This is a genomic window from Salinicoccus siamensis (assembly GCF_055391965.1).
In genome coordinates this window covers 1208025-1228706 of sequence record NZ_AP043765.1, presented here as the reverse complement: position 1 = coordinate 1228706, position 20682 = coordinate 1208025, and the positions used below count along the sequence as shown (strand labels likewise).

General features: G+C 42.2%; 18 protein-coding genes and 1 riboswitch. Of the genes, 5 read left to right on the top strand and 13 right to left on the bottom strand.

The window, feature by feature from the left end:
* Nucleotides 1-69 precede the first annotated feature (69 nt).
* The 4 genes from ACZ5LF_RS06395 to ACZ5LF_RS06380 all read right to left on the bottom strand — a co-directional run bounded on the left by ACZ5LF_RS06395 (nt 70) and on the right by ACZ5LF_RS06380 (nt 5041).
* On the bottom strand, nt 70-1371 hold the full coding sequence (locus ACZ5LF_RS06395; RefSeq protein ID WP_380570463.1) for an NtaA/DmoA family FMN-dependent monooxygenase: 1302 nt from the start codon (nt 1369-1371) through the stop codon (nt 70-72).
* Nucleotides 1372-1383: 12 nt separating this feature from the next.
* Entirely contained in the window at nt 1384-2133 is a 750-nt protein-coding gene (locus tag ACZ5LF_RS06390; protein WP_380570464.1) for a 3-oxoacyl-ACP reductase, read from the bottom strand.
* A 103-nt stretch (nt 2134-2236) separates the two neighbouring features.
* A riboswitch (TPP riboswitch) is annotated at nt 2237-2339 on the bottom strand.
* A 336-nt stretch (nt 2340-2675) separates the two neighbouring features.
* Entirely contained in the window at nt 2676-3635 is a 960-nt protein-coding gene (locus ACZ5LF_RS06385; protein ID WP_380570465.1) for an IS30 family transposase, read from the bottom strand.
* Nucleotides 3636-3850: 215 nt separating this feature from the next.
* A complete protein-coding gene (locus ACZ5LF_RS06380; RefSeq protein ID WP_380710129.1) occupies nt 3851-5041 on the bottom strand; it encodes an ISL3 family transposase in 1191 nt (396 codons plus the stop codon).
* A gap of 135 nt (nt 5042-5176) precedes the next feature.
* On the opposite strand from ACZ5LF_RS06380, the gene ACZ5LF_RS06375 reads away from it, so the two are divergent.
* From ACZ5LF_RS06375 to ACZ5LF_RS06365, 3 genes are all read left to right on the top strand, one after another.
* The gene (locus ACZ5LF_RS06375; protein ID WP_380569619.1) at nt 5177-5647 is read left to right on the top strand and encodes a DUF1648 domain-containing protein; all 471 of its coding nucleotides are present in this window, start codon (nt 5177-5179) and stop codon (nt 5645-5647) included.
* Between the two features lie 253 nt (nt 5648-5900).
* Complete coding sequence (locus tag ACZ5LF_RS06370; RefSeq protein WP_380569618.1) at nt 5901-6296, top strand: thiol-disulfide oxidoreductase DCC family protein; 396 nt, start codon at nt 5901-5903, stop codon at nt 6294-6296.
* Between the two features lie 672 nt (nt 6297-6968).
* The gene (locus ACZ5LF_RS06365; protein WP_380569617.1) at nt 6969-7568 is read left to right on the top strand and encodes a hypothetical protein; all 600 of its coding nucleotides are present in this window, start codon (nt 6969-6971) and stop codon (nt 7566-7568) included.
* 55 nt (nt 7569-7623) lie between these two features.
* On the opposite strand, the gene istB is transcribed toward ACZ5LF_RS06365, so the two are convergent.
* From istB to ACZ5LF_RS06320, 9 genes are all read right to left on the bottom strand, one after another.
* Nucleotides 7624-8355 carry an IS21-like element helper ATPase IstB gene (gene istB / locus ACZ5LF_RS06360; protein ID WP_380569616.1) on the bottom strand — a complete coding sequence of 244 codons (732 nt, stop codon included), beginning with the start codon at nt 8353-8355 and terminating at the stop codon, nt 7624-7626.
* Nucleotides 8348-9583 (bottom strand): IS21 family transposase, encoded by a 1236-nt coding sequence (gene istA, locus ACZ5LF_RS06355; protein ID WP_380569615.1) that lies wholly within the window; start codon nt 9581-9583, stop codon nt 8348-8350. The genes istB and istA overlap by 8 nt, the downstream gene beginning before the upstream one ends.
* A gap of 1021 nt (nt 9584-10604) precedes the next feature.
* A complete protein-coding gene (locus ACZ5LF_RS06350) occupies nt 10605-11819 on the bottom strand; it encodes a dicarboxylate/amino acid:cation symporter (RefSeq protein ID WP_380569614.1) in 1215 nt (404 codons plus the stop codon).
* 177 nt (nt 11820-11996) lie between these two features.
* Nucleotides 11997-12875, bottom strand: a complete 879-nt coding sequence (locus ACZ5LF_RS06345; protein WP_380569613.1) for an alpha/beta hydrolase — start codon at nt 12873-12875, stop codon at nt 11997-11999.
* A 144-nt stretch (nt 12876-13019) separates the two neighbouring features.
* Nucleotides 13020-14126, bottom strand: a complete 1107-nt coding sequence (locus ACZ5LF_RS06340; RefSeq protein WP_380569612.1) for a glycosyltransferase family 2 protein — start codon at nt 14124-14126, stop codon at nt 13020-13022.
* Between the two features lie 45 nt (nt 14127-14171).
* Complete coding sequence (locus tag ACZ5LF_RS06335) at nt 14172-15671, bottom strand: phytoene desaturase family protein (RefSeq protein WP_380569611.1); 1500 nt, start codon at nt 15669-15671, stop codon at nt 14172-14174.
* A gap of 102 nt (nt 15672-15773) precedes the next feature.
* Nucleotides 15774-16247: a glycosyl-4,4'-diaponeurosporenoate acyltransferase CrtO family protein gene (locus ACZ5LF_RS06330; protein ID WP_380569610.1), complete on the bottom strand. Its 474-nt coding sequence runs from the start codon at nt 16245-16247 to the stop codon at nt 15774-15776.
* 88 nt (nt 16248-16335) lie between these two features.
* Nucleotides 16336-17826 carry a phytoene desaturase family protein gene (locus ACZ5LF_RS06325; protein ID WP_380569609.1) on the bottom strand — a complete coding sequence of 497 codons (1491 nt, stop codon included), beginning with the start codon at nt 17824-17826 and terminating at the stop codon, nt 16336-16338.
* Between the two features lie 241 nt (nt 17827-18067).
* Nucleotides 18068-18571, bottom strand: a complete 504-nt coding sequence (locus ACZ5LF_RS06320) for a ferritin (protein ID WP_380569608.1) — start codon at nt 18569-18571, stop codon at nt 18068-18070.
* Between the two features lie 170 nt (nt 18572-18741).
* On the opposite strand from ACZ5LF_RS06320, the gene ACZ5LF_RS06315 reads away from it, so the two are divergent.
* Entirely contained in the window at nt 18742-19659 is a 918-nt protein-coding gene (locus tag ACZ5LF_RS06315; RefSeq protein WP_380569607.1) for an ABC transporter ATP-binding protein, read from the top strand.
* Complete coding sequence (locus ACZ5LF_RS06310; RefSeq protein WP_380569606.1) at nt 19652-20614, top strand: ABC transporter permease; 963 nt, start codon at nt 19652-19654, stop codon at nt 20612-20614. Before ACZ5LF_RS06315 ends, ACZ5LF_RS06310 begins: the two co-directional genes overlap by 8 nt.
* Nucleotides 20615-20682: the final 68 nt, after the last annotated feature.

Here is a 20682-nt window from a genome sequence, read left to right as displayed (position 1 = left end):
TTTACTTTCAAAACTTAAAGTACCTGGAAAGTTGAAAATTTTCGGTACTTCAAAATAAAAATTGAAATGCTAATATAATGATAGCATTTCTCTAAAGTTTTCTCCATTGTAGTCTTTTCTAAAAATTTTACGTTTTTGCATTTCTGGAACGATGAGTTCAACAAAATCTTCTAGACTGCCTGGGAGTGTTGGCGGCATCAAATTGAAACCATCTGCAACGCCTACCTTCATCCATTTTTCGATTTCATCGACAATTTCTTCAGGCGTACCAATAAGTGTCAAGTGTCCGCCTCCAGCGTTTAGGTAACCGAGTAGTTCACGGACTGTTGGATTTCTGTCTTCTATGATTTCTAACACAGTTTGATAACGCCCGACTGGGCCTGTGAATTCTTCGATTGGGGGCAGTGCAGGGACTTTTTCATCGAGTTTCCACGATTTTGTATCCTGCTGAACAAAGAATTCGAGTTGCTTCAGCGCAGTATCAATTGGCAGTAAATCGTCTAATTTCGCTTTCTTTTCTTGTGCTTCTTCTTTTGTCTTACCCACGTAAGTCACTAGACCTGGAAACACTTTGATAGAGCAGTCTGGTCGATGACTTTCTCTTATTGCCCGATCTAATTTCTCACGATAGGCTTTTGCTTGTCTTAAGTTCCAAGCAACTGAGTAGACTGCATCGGCATATTTCGCAGCAAGTGCCACGCCTTCTGTTGATGCCCCTGCTTGCATCGCAACCGGTTTTCCTTCCTTTCCTAAAGGCAAGGTTAATGGCCCCTTTACTTGGAAGTAATCCCCATTATGGTTGAACGGTTGAATATTCTCGTTTTTAATGATTTTATTGTTCGCTCTGTCTGGACTATAGTCATCAATGGACCACGATTCAAATAATTGATCCATGACTTCAGCAAATTCATCTGCTTTCTTATAGCGCACTGCTCTTTCCGGTAATTCTGGCATACTGTGATTTTGTGCTTCGTAATCGGACATTGATGTCACAAGGTTCCACCCCACACGTCCTTTTGTTATGTGTTGCAGTGTGAGTAACTGCCTTGCTGAAGTAAACGGGTTATTAAATGTTCCCGAAATAGTTGAAACAAGTCCAACGTTAGCTGTGACATTACTCATGGCAGTTAATACAACTATTGGATCAAAATAACTCGTTGGTAATTCGGTAGCACTATGCGCAGGGAAGGCTTGTGCATCTGCAAAAAATACCGCATCGAATTTTCCACGTTCAGCAATCTTCGCCAAATTTTCATAGTATCCAATTGTCGTAAATTCATCTATGCTCGAATTTGCTGCTATCCATGCTGCCTGATGATGCCCTACACCATACAATAAAACCCCTATATTTAACTTTTTTGGATTAACCATAATATATCCCACCTAGTTCATAGTAAGGCCACCATCCACCGTGATGTTCTGCCCTGTAATGCCATCTGCTGATTCGGAACAAAGATAAACCACCATATTCGCAACATCTTGGGGGGATGTTACTTTCCTTAATGGTGTGGATTGTGCGATTAATTCAAATACTTCGGGTGTTGTGACTGCACTTGCATCTGTTGTCTTCAGTAATCCGCCCGAAACGATATTTGCTCGGATGCCGTACTGACCAAGCTCTGCTGCAACATTTCTGGTGAATCCGATTAAAGCAGCTTTTGCTGTTGTATATTCGTGATATGGTACCACAGGGTTTTGATATAGATTTGTGCCGATGCTAATGATTGAACCCTCTTTTCGTTCTAGAAACTGAGGGATGACACTTTGCGATACGTTGAACGCGGCTTTTAGCGTGCCGTCTAATTGTTGTTCATAATCTTTGTAAGTTAAATCTTTAAATGCTTTTTGAGTAGTTGGTTCAAACTTGAAGTTTACGAGTGCATTGTTTACCACAACATCAATCTGCCCAAAATGTTCAGTCCCTTTTTTAACTAACTGTTCAACTGCTTCCCGATTTGTAACGTCTGCCTGAATAGAAATTGCTTGAGATCCGATTTGCTTTTGCAACGCTTCTGCTTCTGCTTTACTACGATTGTAGTTAATGATGACGTTAAAGCCTTTTTCACTCAATGTTTTTACGATGCAACTCCCAAGACCTCTGCCACTTCCTGTTACTAAAACTGTCCTTGCCAAGTGAATACCTCCTCTATTTTAGAATAAAAAATACGCAACCTTCATAGGAAGGTTACGTATCGAAAGCGAATTATACATATCTATAAAGGCATAGATATTTAGCTGTATCGAAGTAACACTTTCCTACGCTAGTTTTAACTAGATCAGGTTCGAAGGGTTTGAGGTAATCCTCATCTCAGTTTATCAAAACGCCCCTAGTGCGGATTTATTCTATTTAATATCATTGTAGTACTTCTAAGAGATACGTCAAGTAAATAGTGAATATTTTGCAATTTATTGAACAAGCTGAACAGGACTTCTCATCCACTTGAGTCAAAAAGATTTCTAAGAAGATTCGGCAGTGTATTGAACGTGTTTCTACTATTATATGGATCGCTCATTGATAAAAATGGCCACTGTAAATGTTATTTTTCATTTATTTGTTTGTCAAAATAAGCTGGACAGTTCTTTTCACCCATTTAACTTAAAATTAGGGACTCAGTTGGAAAGGAATGTTAACAATAAATGTCTAAACATAAAGGAAGATAAACTAACTTCATTTGTCAAAATAAGCTAGACAGCCTGCCTACATCCATGTAACTCATAAATGCTTCCAGCGGTGTCTGGTAGTTCAAAGACTTTCTGGGTATGTGGTTTCTCTTGGAGGCTACTGAAGCAACCATCCTCTGATCCACTGTGTTGAAATCCATATGCTTGGGCAGGCCGTCTTTCCGAAGCAGTCCATTGGAATGTTCATTCAATCCTCTTTGGGAAGGCGTGCCCGGGTCGGCAAAGTAAATATCAATATCATTTCGGTTGCTCATTGACTGCCAATTTGAGAATTCCTTACCACAGTCGAAAGGAATGGATTTGAACACATTTCTGGGGATCTGATGGAACCATGCGTTGAGGACTGTTTCAATATCCTTTGCAGTCCGACCCTCGGGCTTGAGGGTAATGATCACTTTCGACAGCCGTTCTACAAGTGTCACAACGGCACTTTTATGATGGATGCCGACAATGGTATCGCCTTCCAGATGTCCAAATTCTTCTTTGAATGCTGGGTAGTCCGTCTTTCTGTCAGAGAGTTTCCGTCTGAAAGCCTGTCGCCCACGGCGTTCCTTATGGCCGTTGGGTTTTCGCTTTCCTTTCATCGGCAAGGTGGAAACATCAAAGTCTTTGCGCTTGAACATGCGGTACAATGTGCGGCTGGAGCAGTTGATCGGCTGTTCACGGCGACCGACAATCACATCCGGCGTCCATCCTTGCGCGACCTTTTCTGCCACATATGCGCGTTGATCATTCGACAGCACCGTCTGTTTTCGACCGCAACGCTGCTTGTTTGCCTTGTAGCGCTTATAGAAATCCAATGCGGTGTGACCGTCTTTCAGGAAAGTGACCACATTGTGGACGGTCTGACGTGCTCGGCCAATCTGTTCTGAAATCTTTGATACAGAGGCATTCTGATGGAAATAAGATTCTATAATTACAAGTTCATCCGTGCTAAGATGGGTGTAGGTCATTCGTGATCACTCCTATGATTTCTTTGGTCGGAAATACATTTTGAGTGTATCACGAGTGGCTTTCTTTATGTGTCTAGCTTAATTTTACAATCGGCGTAATGAAATATAAAATTATTGAAAACTGCAATAGGTATAAATTTATTTCTAAAAATAAAACGGTTCTCCCCAGTGAAGTGTGTTGATTTCTTCCTCTAACGTAGGATCTCTTTTTATTTCTAAGCTGGGGGACGACACTCCATACGGATCCGGAGATCGAAATGATACATATTCGGGCATCCGTAACTGCGTCGTTTCAGCGTTTTGATCAGGTTATTGGTACCTTCCAGTCGTGCGTTTGTCAGTCCGTAGGTGAAGTGGTTCAGAATCTCCTGTTTCCACTTCAAGACGGTTTTGACTATAGACTTTGTGGCGTTCGCTCCTTCAAAAAGGTAGTGGCTGCACCAGTCTTCAAGGGCTTTTTGCGCTTTCTTGTAGCTTTTGGCACAATATATGTCCCGGAACTTCTGAAGCGCAACCCACTGCTTTTTCAACTCAGGATTTTCTCCGAGCCAAGTGCGTAACGTCTCTTTTTCTTCTAACTTCAGGTGTTTGGGATGGGCCATCAAAAGCCTGCGCTGATGCCTGATGTTCTTGTGGCTGGTCCCGTTGTTTCCTTCCAGCTTCCTCGCACGATCCAGAGCCTGCGTGAACAACTGGATGACGTGGAACTTGTCGACAACGATGGCTGTCTCCGGCCATATCTCGTGGACGGTCTGCGCCATGCCGGGAGCCAGGTCCGTAACGATGACTTCAGGTGCCTGCAACGGATACCGGCGCAGCCCTTCCTGGATACGCTCCCGGCTCTTTCCCGGGTGCGTCTGCCACACGTGGCCCGTGTGTGCATCCTGAAGAGCGACACTGTAGGTGTGGCCCCGTTTATGGGCGAATTCATCCATGCAGAGCGCTGGCGGTGCTTCGTAATCAGCCGGCCGTGCCAATGTTTCTTCGGCATAGGTGTAAAACCAGGAAGCCACGGTCGATGGTGGCACGGCCATCTCTCTGGCTACCGCCTCGAAGGACTGACCGATGCATTTTCTCGCAATCATCTGTTTGAAATGCGTCGTCACGTTCCCACGCACGGGAACCTCCGGCCATTCGACCGTCCAGGTGATGCCACAGTCTTCACAACGCTGGCGGTGGACCGGGACACGAATATAGATGGTTTCCCGGGTAGAAACCCAGGCGTGACGCAGGAAGCGATTCTTGTTTCTGGCATGATTGATACTTTCCTGGAAGCATAACGGACAGAGATGGTTCTGTGGCTTCGGCTCGACGCCGAGAACCCAGCCATCTTTCACACGTTCTCCTTCATTATTCAATATAAAGGTTGGTAGGTGCAGGATATCTGTAGTAAACTGTTTATACAAGCAGAACTTCCTCTCTATCAATGTTTTGGGTTGGTACTTTAAACATTAGAGGAAGATTCTGCTTTTTTCAATGTCAAGCACACATGATTAGGGAGAGCCTAATATATTTAAATAAAAAAGGAAGATATTATGTTAATGAAAGTAAAATCATTTAAAAGTGTATTTTATATTATTTCTTCGATCATTTTAGTCTATCATTTGGTTAATTTGTTTTTATTTTGGCCAAACATGCCAGATCGTATTGCCATTCATTTCACTATGGGTGAACCAGATAATTGGGGGTCGAAATATTTTGTGCTAATTATGCCAACTATAGGACTTTTAATGTGGTGGTTAATTGGCTTATTAACTAAACACCCAGAAAAACTCAACTACATTAATTTGACGGAAAAAAACCGAGAGAAACAATATAATATGTCGGAAAAAATAATGACTTTAATCCAAAACTTAGTGTTAATTGCTTCTATATTAGCTAATGAATCATTAATAAGACATGCAGTAGGCATTGAGAATAATGTATTTAATTTCTTACCTTTGTTTTTGACAGGGATTATGGTGCTGGCTGTTTTTTACAATTTAATTTGGGCAGCCAGATTAAAAGAGTAAATTATCATAAAAAGTATTTTCTTTGATAACTCCTTTTGTCTTATAACTTAAAAATAATAAACATTGCATATGTAGGCATATTTTACTAGTCGTAATCTATGAACTAATTTATTAAAATCACTCCTTTTTTATTAATATAAGTTTATAATACCAAAGGAAATTTCAGTAAACAACAAAAATTACCAAATGTTAAAAGTTTAGTAATTTAAAGAAAAAAACGTTAAAATAAAAATAATAAGATGAGGGGGACCTTATGAAAAGAGTATTATTATTTGATAGTGAATGTATATTTTGCAATAAAACTGTGCATTTTATATTAGAAAAAGATGATAAGAAGGAATTCGATTTTATAGCATTAAATAGTCAAGAAGGAAAAAGCTTATTGTCTTCTTTTAATGTTTCGCCAAATGTTGACAGTTTCTTTTTAATTTCAGATGAAAGAATCTATGATAGATCTACAGCTGCATTAAAAGTTGCGGGGACTTTGAAAGGTGTCACTAAGTTGTTAACTGTTTTTCTATTAGTACCAAGGCCAATAAGAGATATAGTATACAGTGTTATTTCTAAAAATCGTCATAAACTAGCATTAAAATCTTCGAAATATTGCAAACTCCCAAGTTCTGAAGATAGAAAACGTTTTTACATTTAAAATGTTTATCAAATTTAATGCAATAATCTTCTTAACAGACTATCTATCATACTTAATTAATATTTTAAGATGGCTGTACTTTTACATACTCATTTTTATGTTTCGTAATTAAATTAATTTTTTGCTTCCACATTAGGTGTATTTTCACATTTCTTTTATGTTTATTTAGACAACACCTTGCACTATGGTTAAGAAACCCAGCTGTCTTCATATGAAGATGAGCTGGGTTTTAAAATTGAGTGGATATCACTTTTGATCTATTAAAATTTTTAAAATGGGTCGTATAATAATTATCTCCACCAGGTAATATCTTATTTTATTATAGCGTATAGATTAAGTATCTCTTGTAATTATAGGAAAAAAATGATGTTAAAATTAGTTCTTATTTGACAAGTGTATATTTGAATTTTTGTAAGAGAAAGGATTGCATTAGGTTTATGAAAGTACATTTAACCCTAGAAATCATATTGGATTTAACCGTGTATAATCGTGCATAAATTTATTGTACGTGTATAATAGAATTATCTAGTGCATGGTAGAAAATACTTATAGAAAAGTACTTATTCAATTTCATGTACGTCGCACGTGCACCATGTGTACACGAATGTGAACGGGCTTGAATGTATGCATGTACCCCGTGCATGAAAGTCACATAAAGAGGGAAGAAAAACAATGGATATCCATAATCCGAAAAAATATTATCAGACTTCTAATTTGATAGAGGAAACGGGGGCTTCTGAACATTCCATAAGACGGTACGTAAGAATATTAGAAGAAAATGAAAATTATCCAGAAATAGAAAGGGATAATAGACAAAATCGTTTATTCAATGAGTTAGATCGAATGACCATTGTTGAAATGGTTCGCTTGGTCAAAGAAGAAAAGAAAGGCGTACAGGAAGCATCTGAGGCAGTCGTGCTCCGTTTGAATGAATTTAAAATACTTGTAGAAGCCCAAGAAACCCCTTCAGAGGATATTAAAATGAATGAAGGTACAAATGGGTCATATGAGCAAAATGAGCGTTTAGAGTATGCGATTGAACTTTTAGAGCATCTCTCAAAAAATCAAAAGGAATTGGATGAGAGACTTAAAAAAATAGAAGCACATCAATTGATGATAGAGAATACTGTAATCCCATCTGAAGCAGATAATGATAGTGTGGAGGAAGCTTCAGGAGATAACGAGGATGAAATAATAGAGAATAATACTGGAATAAGTAATTCTCCGCAAGAACATAAAAAAACAGGTGTCAAGGGTAACTTAAAATTGTAGGTTTTCGGCAATCTAAAAATGTAGGTTTTTGGCAATGTAATTTGTGGAGGAAAGCCTAAGTGTGTTTCATCCGGTATGACTTGCCTTTAATTTTATAAATTTTTACATGGTGGACCATGCGGTCCAGTATCGCTGCGGCCGTTTCCGGACTTTTGAATAGTTCACCCCATCCAGAGAGTGCGATATTGGTGGTGAATATCGTTGAATGGGTTTCATAGCGCATATTCAATAACTGGAAGATCAAGTCGGCTTCATGCTTCTGAATGGGGAGGTAGCCGATTTCATCAATAATCAACAACTCGTATCTGGCATACCGTCTGAGCACACGCTCAACGGTCCCTTTTTCATAAGCGGCCCGAAGTCGGATCAACAACTCATGGCAGTTGATGAACAGCGTGAGTTTCTCCTGACGGCAGGCTTCGACCCCCAGAGCAATCGCCAGGTGGGTTTTACCGACACCAGGGCTGCCGATGAAGACAATGTTCTCTTTAGATTCCATGAACCCCAGATGTTTCAATTCAAGGACGGCCGTGCGGTTCAGGCTGGGTTGAAAATCAAAATCGAACGTATCGAATGTCTTCACTTTAGGAAAGCGTGCGCGGTGAATCGCACGCTCCATCTTCTTTTCTTTTTGAAACTTCATTTCTTTGTCTGTGATTTCCAGAAACGCACTCGTCAGCGACAAGTCTTCTGTATGAACCTTATCCAACAACACTGGATAATATTCACGCATATTATTTAAACCGAGGGCTTCAAAATTGGACAGAAGCGTTTGATAATCACTCATGAACATCATCTCCCACCGCATCATATAACTGCAGGGATTCATGGATATACTCATGGATATCATCGTCCGGCCGACCAGCCAGCAGATCCGACTTCAATATGTTGAACATATCTGCCTGATTATAATTGAATCTTTGGGCGGTTAACGGGTGTGAACGCACCGTTTCTCCGTTATAATAAATGTGTATGTTGTCCTCAGTATCCGACAGTTCAATCTCAACCGTCTTTCCAATATACTGGGGATCTACAGAGTACTTACATTTACGGAACTGAACCATCGCCTCTTTAGAGACCACTCTCGTCAATTGGTCTTCAAAGTACGGCTTCAACAGGTCTTCAGGGAGTGGATGTAGGTGCTCTTTTTCTTTATCCAGCCACAGTTCGTCGGGGATGGCATCGGTCGCCTGGGAGACTTCCGTATTGAGTTCGTGACACAAATCATGGAGGATATGGATCAAATCCACACTGTCATCGAACTCATGGTTATAGACCCGCAGCCGGTCCATCGTCCGTGCCAGTGCCTCGACCATCCCTTTGGTCTGGGGACGGTATGGCCGGCAGGCAATGGGCTGAAAGGCGGCATCCTTACTAAATGCGTAGAACCGTTGATTGAACACAACCTTATTATATTGGGTGCTGGATTGATCCACCACAGTCCGCATATTATCAAACCAGATCTCCCCCGGTACGCCGCCAGTGTGGTGGAAGGCATCGTCCAGACATTCAAACAAGGTGTCCTGATGGCGATCAAAGGTCAATGTGATGTATTTCTTGCGGGAAAACGACAGGACGTATAAGAATATGTTGAAACGGAAGATCTCGCCGTGCCGGCTGATCAAAGTCATGTCTTCTTTCCAGTCCACCTGCCCGGCTAAACCGGGTGTGTGGGTCACACGCATGGTTGCCTGCTTCTGACGGGTTTTCCTCTCTTTTCGACAGTACTGCTTCACCAGACTGTAACTCCCGTCATATCCCTTCTTTTCAATGAATTTAAATATACTATACGCGCTGCACTGGATTTCCAGTTTGTCATGGATGATCGGTTTAAATTCATCCAGCTTACTTTTTCTCTTCACCCGTTTTTTCTTCTCTGGGTACTGTGTCTCTGCTTCATAGACCGCTTTCACCGTCCGGTAATCGCAGCCATACTGCCGGGCCAATGCGGCAAAATTGGGTTTGATACCATCGTTCATAAATTTCCTGACTCCTTCGCGTACGTCTTTTCTCATGAATATCCTCCTTCGATGTCATAAGAAAAGCATACAAAAAAATGTAGGTAAACCAACAATTTTCAATTGCCGATTTCCTACATTTTAATACTGCCATTTACAATATGTCGGCAGTGCCGACAATATATTTTTCCGTCCGGATTTTAACCAAATGTACCTGTTTAAGTACATGAAAACAGCTATTTTTTGATGTAATATTACCAATGTACCTGTTGAGGTACATCTAAATTGGAAGGAGATTGATAAAAGATGGCACGAATTGATGTAAAAGGTTTTGATGAACAAGAGACGGTTCGGCTAAAAATGATTGCGCAAGAAAAAGAGGTTAGCTTTAGTGAATGAGTCAGAGCATTATTAGAAAAAGATTTCTGATCGGGCACAGAAAAACCCGGATAATGGACGCTTTTTTATTCACTGTCCATTATCCGGGTTATAGTTCAGATCATTCTCGTGTCTTTTTTATTTTTAAGCGAGCCACGAGCGTAAACCCCTTTTGCTGATGAGATAGAAGTTTGTAGTGACCCCAGAAAGTTAGACTTTTAGAGCAGAGAAATCTGTTATATTTTCTTATGCACTTTTCAACTGGTTCTCCTCCCGTTTAGCGTCCAATAAACGACCGTTAATTGGAAGATTTCATGCAACTGTAAAATGGCCTTTTGTTCATATGAATCCAGTCCAAAAATCAGTATGTTAATCAATGTCTGTACTAATTAAAAATGCATGGGTTTTTGGACGATCCCATACGCTAATTTTAAAATCTACTATATCGATTCGGAGACACCATCACAACAAGGGATAAATGAATATTCCATTGGGATGCTCAAAAGGGAAGGAATCCTAGAGACATGGATTTCAACACAACCCATCAGGCATGTTTTTATTAGTTGTTGCTAGAAGAAATGACTTCCCAAGAAAATAACTGAACTACCGAACCCCATTGGAAACCTTGTGAGTTATATAGATAATAGAGAACTGTCCAGTTTATATTTACTAATAAGAAATAAAAGCTATAACTAAATTTTTAGTTATAGCTTTTTTTCTTTTTATCTATAACAGCAGCTCCAATTATATCACCTAGTACGTTGGAGGCAGTTCCGCCCATTCCGATTATCGCATCAACACCAGCTATCAAAGCGACAATCTCTAATGGTAAACCGAATAAACTAAGAACAGCAGAAAGAGTAATGAGACCACCAGCTGGAATACCAGCAGTACCAATAGACAAAAGTGTGCCTATAATTACAATCATCAATAGATTTTCTAAAGATAGATTCAATCCCATAACGTTAGTTGCAAAAACAATGGATACTCCCATCCTAAGGGCACCGCCATCAGAATTGAATATAGTACCCAAAGGGATTGAAAAATCCACAACTTCATTTGAAATATCAGCTTTTTTTGCTGAATTAATGGCAATGGGCAAAGAAGCGATGCTACTTGAAGTGAAGAAAGCAGTTACATAAGCTTCCTTAGTATCTTTTAAAAACTTAAAAATAGATTTATCAGCTAATTTTAAAAAGCTGAAATAAACGAGTAGCCACAAAATAAATATGCCTATATAAAAGGTGAGTGTAAACAACAACAGGGATTTAAAAGTGTCTAATCCCTGTGAACCGAATGTCGAGGCGCTAATACCAAATACGCCTATTGGCGCATAAAGTAATATCCCATTTAAAATGACATTGAAAAGTTTATTAAAAATATCAAAAAGTGAGTAGAGAGATTCTGCTTTTTGTTGAATATTTTCATCAGATGAAGATAATAAAATCGACATCGAAATACCTATAACTATGGCTATGAACAATATCGACAATAATTCACCAGAAGTAAATGCTTCAATCAAATTATCCGGTATTATTTTATATAATACATCTGAAAAGTTGGGGATACTCGGTTCATCAACTGAGGTTTTTGGCAAGGTCAAATTTTGACCAGGGTTTATGATCAGGGCAACTATTACGCCAATAAATACAGATAAGCCTGTTGTTATACTATAATATAAAAATAATTTTCCACCCATTCTTCCTAAACTAGATAAATTAATCCGACTTATAGATAGTATTATGGTCAAAAATATAATGGGGATAGCAATTAACTTCAATAATCTGATGAGTATTTGACCTAATGGTTCCAGGAATTTAGCATTTTCACCTAACACTAAAGCAATAGCTAAACCTGCTATAAACGCAATAGTCATCTTTAAAATAATTGAGCTGTTCTTATAGTTATGCCACATAGATTTGATCCTCTTTCTTTAATGACTATGTATTTCTTAACGTTTTATCACAAAATAAATCACGGTTATTGCCCTCGGTATTCGAAATTTTGATTCTGTTGGCTACCCTATAAATAATGATGTAGAGGAGTTTAGACAATCTTAATATAAAAGAAGATGTCTATTTCTGGGTATTTTTCATTTATCAGCAGCTGCCTTGATCTTCGATGCTATCATATGCCAAGCTTCCTCGGCTTTCTCGCTTGGACCGGTATGCGTGAAAGCATGGGTACAGTTCTTAAAGAGGTGATCTTCGACGTTGACTCCAGCTGCTTTGAATTTTGTGGCGTATACTTCCGCTTCTGGCCTGAAAGCATCATGCTCTGCAATGAGAAAGAGCGCAGGTGCCAACTGGCTGGTTACATCGGCATAGACGGGGGAGGCCAGGGGATGCTTGGAGTCCTCTTTTTTAGGTACATAGCACATATTTAAAAAGTGGGCGACTTGTGGAAAGCGTGCACGCCACTTATTCGGCTCCGGTTTTTTTGAAAATGGTGTCGCAAAATCAAGCATTGGATAGGATAAAACTTGCAGGAGTGGTTGTTTTTCTGACTTTTCTTCCAGATAGAGGCACAGGGCTGTCGCAATATTGCCGCCCGAACTTTGGCCACCTACCATTATTCTGTCAGAATCTATATTCAAGTCTTCGGCATTCATCTTCATCCACTGGAGTACCTCATAACATTGTTCAATCGCCTTTGGGAAAGGATACTCCGGCGCTTTTACGTAATCAATATTAACGATGACACATCCGGTCTGATTGGCCAGAAAGCGGCAATAGGGATCATCCATATCCTTGTTTTTCATAATGAACGCGCCGCCATGGAGATTGATGTATACCGGTTGCTTCTTTTTTTCTGCCCCCAATGGATAGTAGAAGGTCACCGGGGTTGGCTGAATGGATGATTCAACTGTAAAATCCTTTATGATTTTAACATATTGAAGGTCAACCATCGGGATTTTCACTGACTGGTCGGGGCGCAGCCTCAATAATTTTGCGATAATTTTTTTAATCATGATTGACCTCGCTTTATTCTCTCTAATGCTGAAACAATGACCGGCATAGTTGTATGCCTTCTGTACTTGAAAAGGGCGATTAGCCCCGTACTTTAGATTTCAGTCGATTCGTTGATGATAGGCAGGGAAAATGAAGCCCCTGTTTTATTTGAGGTTTATCTTCCGTCCTCTCCAATTGACAGACCGTAGCACATGGACCCGGAAAAGCGAGTAGACGAACACCCCGGCAAAGAACGTAAATAGAATAGGGTGGAAAAGGAAGATGGCCCATCTGAAGTTCCCGCAGCGTCGGGCGAACAACATCGTCTGCAGTGCATATATGAGATACAATAGACCAGTGAGCCCGATGGCCACTGGATCCATTGCCAAGAGGGAAGAGATCAATGCGCCGACACTTATGAAACTGCCTGAAATCCAGATGATGGTCATCGCCATGACTAAGGGATGTGTGGATTGTGAGCCGAGCGCAAAACTCTTACACCAGCCGTCTACAAGCGTTTTAAAGCCTTCAGGGTACATGCGGAAAGATATGATCCCTTTGCCGCCAAGGCAATATACCGGCAGATCCCCCTCTAGAAAAGTTTCCCCCAGGGCCAAGTCATCCATTAGTGCGCCCTCAATCTTCTTATGCCCACCTGAAGCCAGATAATCTTCTCTATTGGATAGTATACAAGGGCCGAACGAACCAGCTGGTCTGAAGCGCCTTCCCCACAGGGTGAATACATTCATACCCACGACAACAATCACGTTGAAGATTGCTGATAGATTCTCATACAAATCTTTAATGCTATGGAAAGGCTGAAGGGATAAAACTCCTCTTGCGCCTTTTTGATGGTAGACCCCGAGCAGGTTTCCCAAACTGTGTGGCGTCGTGAATTGCGTGTCGGCATCGAGGAACAGCAGCCACTCTCCTTTTGAATGCTGTACGCCGTGCCAACATGCTGCGGATTTCCCAGCCCCATCTTGCTTTGATTCATCACGCAGTACGGTTGCCCCGAAAGATTCCGTGACACTCACTGTATCGTCCGTAGAGTCATCGTCGACGACCAGAACTTCAAATTCCGTGAAATTTTGGTTCTTCAATGATTTCAGCAGGACAGGGATCCTTTGCGCTTCATTTCTGGCAGGAATGATGATGGAAACGAGTGGGGCATCGGCGTGCTCGCCTTCACTGTTAGGCAGGGGCAGCCTCCAGAACATGAGCACTCCCACCGCAATTGCGAGAGACCCTAATACAATACTGACCATCATAAACGTTTTCCTCCCTTCATTCAGTAATCATTCGTGCTTTATATTTCACTGATCATCCTTTATGAGTGCATCTGTCGCAATTTTTGCAGACATGAGTACAATCGGTACACCTGCACCTGGGTGTGTGCTGCTGCCTGTGAAATATAAATTGTCACAGCCTGGGGATTTGCTTTGCGGCCGCTTATGGATGCTTTGTGAAAGGGTAGGCTGGAGTCCAAAGGCCGCCCCATTATACGCATTGAATCTGGATTCGAATTCAGGCGGTGTAAAATGCGTTTCCGTAACAATGTCCTGCTCGATGTTTTCAAAGCCCTTTATTTCTTTCAAGGTATCCAGGATGTATGTGCGGTAGTAATCAACCGTTTCATCATTCCATTCATAGTCTGCTGTGGCGACATCGGAGACCGGCATCAGGATATACAGCCCATCTTTGCCTTCTGGTGCGAGCGAGGGGTCGAGCTTTGAAGCAATATAGACATAGAATGAAGCATGTTCGAGCTTCCTGCCATCAAAAATATCCTGCATGTTTTTCTCAAGTTTTTCATTGAAGATGAAATTATGGACATGCTCGACATCTTCGTACTTACGGTCCATTCCCAAATACATTAGAAAGCCGGAACAGGAGTATTTCATGCCATCAATCTTCTTGTCCGTGAATTTTCCTTTGGCCTTAGGTGCTTTCACCAGGTGCTTCATTGCATACGGAAAATCTGCGTTGCAGACGACAAAATCCGCTTCTATTTTCCTGTCATCAACAATAATGCCATTCGCCTGCTTATCATCAATGGCTATTTCCTGCACCGCACTTCCGTAGTGCACCGTACCGCCAATCTCCTTGAAGAGCCTTTCCATGGCGGCAGCCATTGTATACATGCCACCTTTGATGAACCATATCCCGTAGACGAATTGGATCATGGGTATCATCGAATAGAAGGAGGGCCCATTGAATGGGGAGACCCCTATGTACAATGTCTGGAAGCCGAATATCTGCTTCAGGCGCTCGCTTTCAATATATCTTCCGATGAAATTATCAGCCGTGCCGATCAGCTTCACCTTTGGTGCTTTTTTGATCATGGACAAGTTATAGACGTCACTTCTTTTATGAAATGGCCGATTGAGGATATTCTCCATGGCAAACGTATACCCTTTATATATATCACTCATATAAGTAAAGAAACCTTCAACGTCCGCTTCATTGATCGCACCGATGGTTTTGGTCAATTCAGTCAGGTCGGCGGAGATGTCGATCGGTTCATCTGGCGCATCACTGAAGTAGACCCGGTACATGGGATCCAATTTCTCCATCGGGATATAGTCATCAGCGTAACGTCCGCACAACTCGAAGACTTCCCGGTATAATTCCGGCATCATGACGATACTCGGACCAAGGTCAAATTGATACCCATCCATCTCTAGCCGGTTCATTTTCCCGCCCGGTGTGGATTCCTTTTCATAGATCTCTACATGATAACCGGCGTGCTGCAGTCTGATGGCGCTTGCCAGTCCGGCAACCCCGGCGCCGATGACGATCACTTTTTTGCTCATCATTATTCTCCGTTCTTAAAGCATATTTGGTCCCGTTTGTATTAGTGATGTGCTGTGTACAGCATCTTTTGGGTATGCAGGCCGATATTTGAAGTTGTCGGCTCACGACAACATCTTTTTGATGCGGCCGCGGTTGTACCGCTGGGTGATGATGAAGGGCAGGTTGAAGACGACTGCGTAGACGATCATCAGGAAGCCTGCCAGCGGTGGGTTCCATAAAAAGAAGAGTGGGGCGGGCAATATTGACGCCCAATGTGTCAGCTCCGCCCGCTTCGTCTCTTCGGCAAAAGTCTTAAGCTCTGATCTATCCGTACCGTGCAACGTCTTTTTTTGATACCCTTTTTTGAATAGGGAGGCACCATCGATCAATCTGCCTTTCCATGATTTTACACGGAATAGACGATGCCAAAGGTGCCCTGAATCTTCCCAGCGGTAGATGCGCGACCAGAAAGCATTATTCTGGAATGCGCTAAGAGGCAGCCTAAAGCATAAGTATGAAATGACCAGATGGAAAAATAACCATGCGATGATGTCTATGGCAATGGTCCATAATAGGGGGAGCGAGATCACTTGCATGGCTTGGCCTCCTAATCGATTTCATTATGCGCAAAAGGGTTCTGTAACGCCGTTTTTAAACCAGGGATGATACCAGGGGAGTCGTGCATCACTCTGCCTCTGAATCCCTTGCGACAATCTTATCGGAGACGTGCTGGCCGCTTAACGTCACCATCGGCATACCGCCTCCAGGGTTTACTGTGCCACCGACAAAGTAGAGGTTGTCATAGTGTGGGCTCTGTTTCGGATGTTTGAACCCTTTATTCTTTTTACGGTCGGACAATGTACCGTAGATGGCACCCCGGTCTGAGCCATATACGCGCTCGATGTCCTCTGGTGTCCATACATCTTTCGTGACGATATTCTGCCGCAGATCCTTAAGTCCCATCCGCTCAAGCTTGATCAAGGTCTGTTCCGCAAACCGTTCATAGTCTTCAGCGGTAAAAGGCTTATCCTGGATATAGGGAATATGGGGGAGGACCTTCAGATTTTCATGGCCTGGCGGCGCCTGGTTTGGATCGGTCTTATTGACGTTGACGAGATAGATGACCGGGTCATCCGGCAGTTCATGGCATTGGAATATCTTGTTCATCTGTTTCTTCATATCTTCTGCAAAGAAGAAGTTATGATGCGCAAGCTGCGGATAGCTCTTCTTTACACCCAAATGCATGATGAGGCCCGAACTGGCCGGTTCGAATTTCTTTTTTATCTTCTTTACATAATCTTGATTGCCCCCGATTAGTTTCTCGTAAGTCGGGATGACTTCCATATTCGAGACGTAGTAGTCTGCCTGCAAGTCAGTGCCATCCTCCAAAGCAGCACCGATGATTTTACCGTCCTGATGACGAAGCATCGTGATTTGACTGCCGGTGTGGAACGTCACGCCAATCTCTTCGGCAAGCTTTACAAGCCCCTTGGCGAGGTTGCCCAGACCCCCCGGCACATACCAAACACCCTGGTCATGCTGCATGTATATCATCATATTCAACACAGCGGGCGCATCGTAGGGGGAGGATCCGACATATTTGATGAAGTAGGAAAGCATGTCTTTCAGTTGATCATTACCGATGCGCCTGTCGATGCCCTGATATATCGTCGAAAATAGATCGAAGCCCTTCAAGGTGCTCATCAGCCCTTGATACTGCATAATGTCTTTTTTATCGTCGACCCCTTTGAAGTAGCTGTTCTCGGTCGTATCGTAAAGCCTCCTGGAATACGCAAGAAGATTCTTATATTGCTCAATATCCTTGTCACTCAATGAAGGGTTCTTATCCTGCATATCTTTTAGATCCTCATATAGATCGATGATATTGCCGTCCGGGAAAAAGGAGCGCCACTGGTGGTCGATCTTGATGGTAGGCACATAGTCCGCCATCTTTTTGCCGCTTCTAGTGAATAGCGTTTCAAATACTTTGGGCATGGTCAGTATGGAGGGGCCAAGGTCAAACCCAAAACCATCCTGTTCCAGGCGGTTCACTTTCCCTCCCAGATGATCATTCTTTTCATACAGAGATACATTATATCCATTTTGGGCCAGGGAAATCGCTGCAGACAGCCCCCCGAGCCCACCGCCGATTACCAATACGCTTTTTTGTGGCATTCGTCACATCTCCTTATAGTAGAAAACAAGTATTGCGCTATATTATGCACTTTACGTTTACAACAATGATATCACAGTGGTTGATTGTACAGAATTATTATAATCATCTACATGATTTTAAATATCCGCCTTAATTTATATAGCGTAGAGAATTGATGAAATCGATAATTTAAAATGGTACAAAAAGACGATTCATGCAGTTGTTCACATGAATCGTCCTTTTGTTATTGGTGATCAATTATTAATCTTCACCGTCAAAGTCACGTTTTCCGAGTTCACGTTCGTAGATGAATAGTGCATTATTGTCATCTTTGATGCGTTCGATATAGTCAATGTGGCGTTCAAATGTTGCCTCTTCCTCAACCTGTTCATCGAGGAACCATCTGACGAAGGATAACGTCGCATATTCCTTTTCTTCAGTGGCGATATCAGAAATATTGTAGAAGGATTTAGTCACTTCCCGCTCTTGTGCCAATCCTGCCTTGAAAGTATCGAGTATGGAATCATAATCGACCCGTGGTGCGGGGATTTCTTTAAATGTGGCATGCACACTACGGTCATTCAAATAATTATAGAGCTTCATGGCATGGAAACGTTCCTCTTTGGCTTGTTGGATATAGAAGTTTGCAAAGCCATCGTAACTTCTATGCTCGCAATAGGCAGCCATTGCCATATATTCATGGGCTGCGGCAAATTCATTATTCATCTGGTCATTCAATTTTTCTTTAAGTTTTTCTGACAACATACTATAGACACTCCCTTTAGGTGATTTAGTTATATGTACCCTATCATGACAAAAAATATCATTTTAAATCTGAAAAAATCACTGAAGAATAGAATCTCATGTGGTATCATTGGTCTGTCAATTATATAAATTCTAAATCGTTTATCAATCGAATGGAAGGAGTGTCATGCATGCCGGAATCTACGTTAACCATTACGGGACTGAACAAAAAGATCGGGCGTAAAAACATCATCAAAGACCTCGATTTTACCGTTCGTCCAGGGGAAGTATTCGGTTTCATCGGGCCAAATGGAGCAGGTAAGACGACAAGCATCCGTATGATGGTCGGGCTCATGGGCATCACAAGTGGGGATGTGGTCATCCAGGGCAACAGCATCAAAAAGAACTACAAGGAGGCGATCAGTGAGGTCGGAGCCATCGTTGAAAACCCTGAAATGTACCCGTTCATGACGGGTTGGCAGAATTTGAAGCACTTTGCCCGCATGTCAGATGGTGTGACCCAGGAGCGCATCAAGGAAGTGATCCGTCTGGTGGGGCTTGAAAATGCAATCAAAACAAAAGTCGGGAAATATTCTTTGGGGATGCGTCAGCGTCTCGGCATCGCCCAGGCTCTGCTGCACAATCCATCGGTCCTGATACTGGATGAACCGACGAACGGCCTTGATCCTTCAGGGATACGGGAAATCCGCAGGTACATACGCAAGCTGGCAGTGGAGGATGGTGTTTCTGTCATCGTCTCCAGCCACCTATTGAGCGAAATCGATCTGATGTGCGACCGCATCGGGGTCATTAAAAATGGCGAAATCATCGCCATCAAAGACTTGAATGAAGCGGATGATGCAAAGGTGCATACCGTCAATCTCATCCTCGAACCAAAGGACCAGGCGGTCGAACTCCTCCAACATGAAGAGAAGGTTAAAATAGTGGATACATCCGATCAGATCCGGGTGGAAATGGATAAGTCTGATATCCCGCAATTAATCACCCGGCTCGTGGCCGAAGACATCGAAGTATATGGGGTAGATGCGGTCAAATCAACATTGGAAGAACAATTCCTCGAGATGATTGGAGAGAATGTCATTGAATAGAATAATGAGTCTGATCAGAAACGAACTGGCTAAAGTCTATATCATGAAATCGACTTGGATCATGTATGGTTTCCTGCTTGCAGTGGTCATCTTCAGCCTGGTGATGAATACGGTCACCGATTCGGTCGACACTGAAACATCCTATTCAGATGACTGGAAGACCGAACTTCAGGAAGAGAATGAGGCACTGATGCAGGAGATAGAGGAAAAAAAGGAAGAAGATCCATTTATCGAACAGGTGAATACGCAGCAGATAGAGGAGAACACCTATAGAATCGATAATGATGTCCGGCCGTTTGGCTATCATGCCGGCAATTTCGTTCTGGATAATCTATTCGGCTCTTCGCTGATCAACTTGTTCACCATCATCGTTGCAGGGGGGATTGTAGCCAACGAATTCAGATGGGGCACCATCAAGCAGTTACTCATCAGGCCTATCTCAAGACCAACGATATTGTTATCTAAATATATAGCTGTATTATTATTTGCACTGTTGACCATGCTGAGCTTGCTCTTGACGACCTTTATCATCGGTGCAATCACGTACGGATTGCCATCAGCTGGTTCGGAAGCGTTGGTGAACCGACCTGAGGGGCTGTCCCATAACGGCGTGCTGTCCGAAATAATGCTTCAATACGGGTTCAAGCTGATAAACATAATCGTGCTTGCAACTTTTGCATTTATGATATCAAGCATATTCAGAAGCAGCGCCTTGGCGATCGGCGTTTCAATGTTCCTGATGTTCGCCGGCACGACGGCCTCAGTGGCTTTATCCGAGTATGCCTGGTCTAAATTTGTACTGTTTGCCAATACCGACCTGGCGGTCTACTTCAACAGTATGGGGCCGATAAGGGAAGAGATGACCATAGGATTCTCAGTGGCGGTCATTGCCGTCTATATGCTCATCTTCATCGTTGCAGCGTGGAGTGTCTTCACTAAACGCGATGTCACATGATGAGCTGGCACCGGGCGGGATCTATTTCCCACCCGGTATTTTTATTGCATCTACCAGAAAAGGGCACC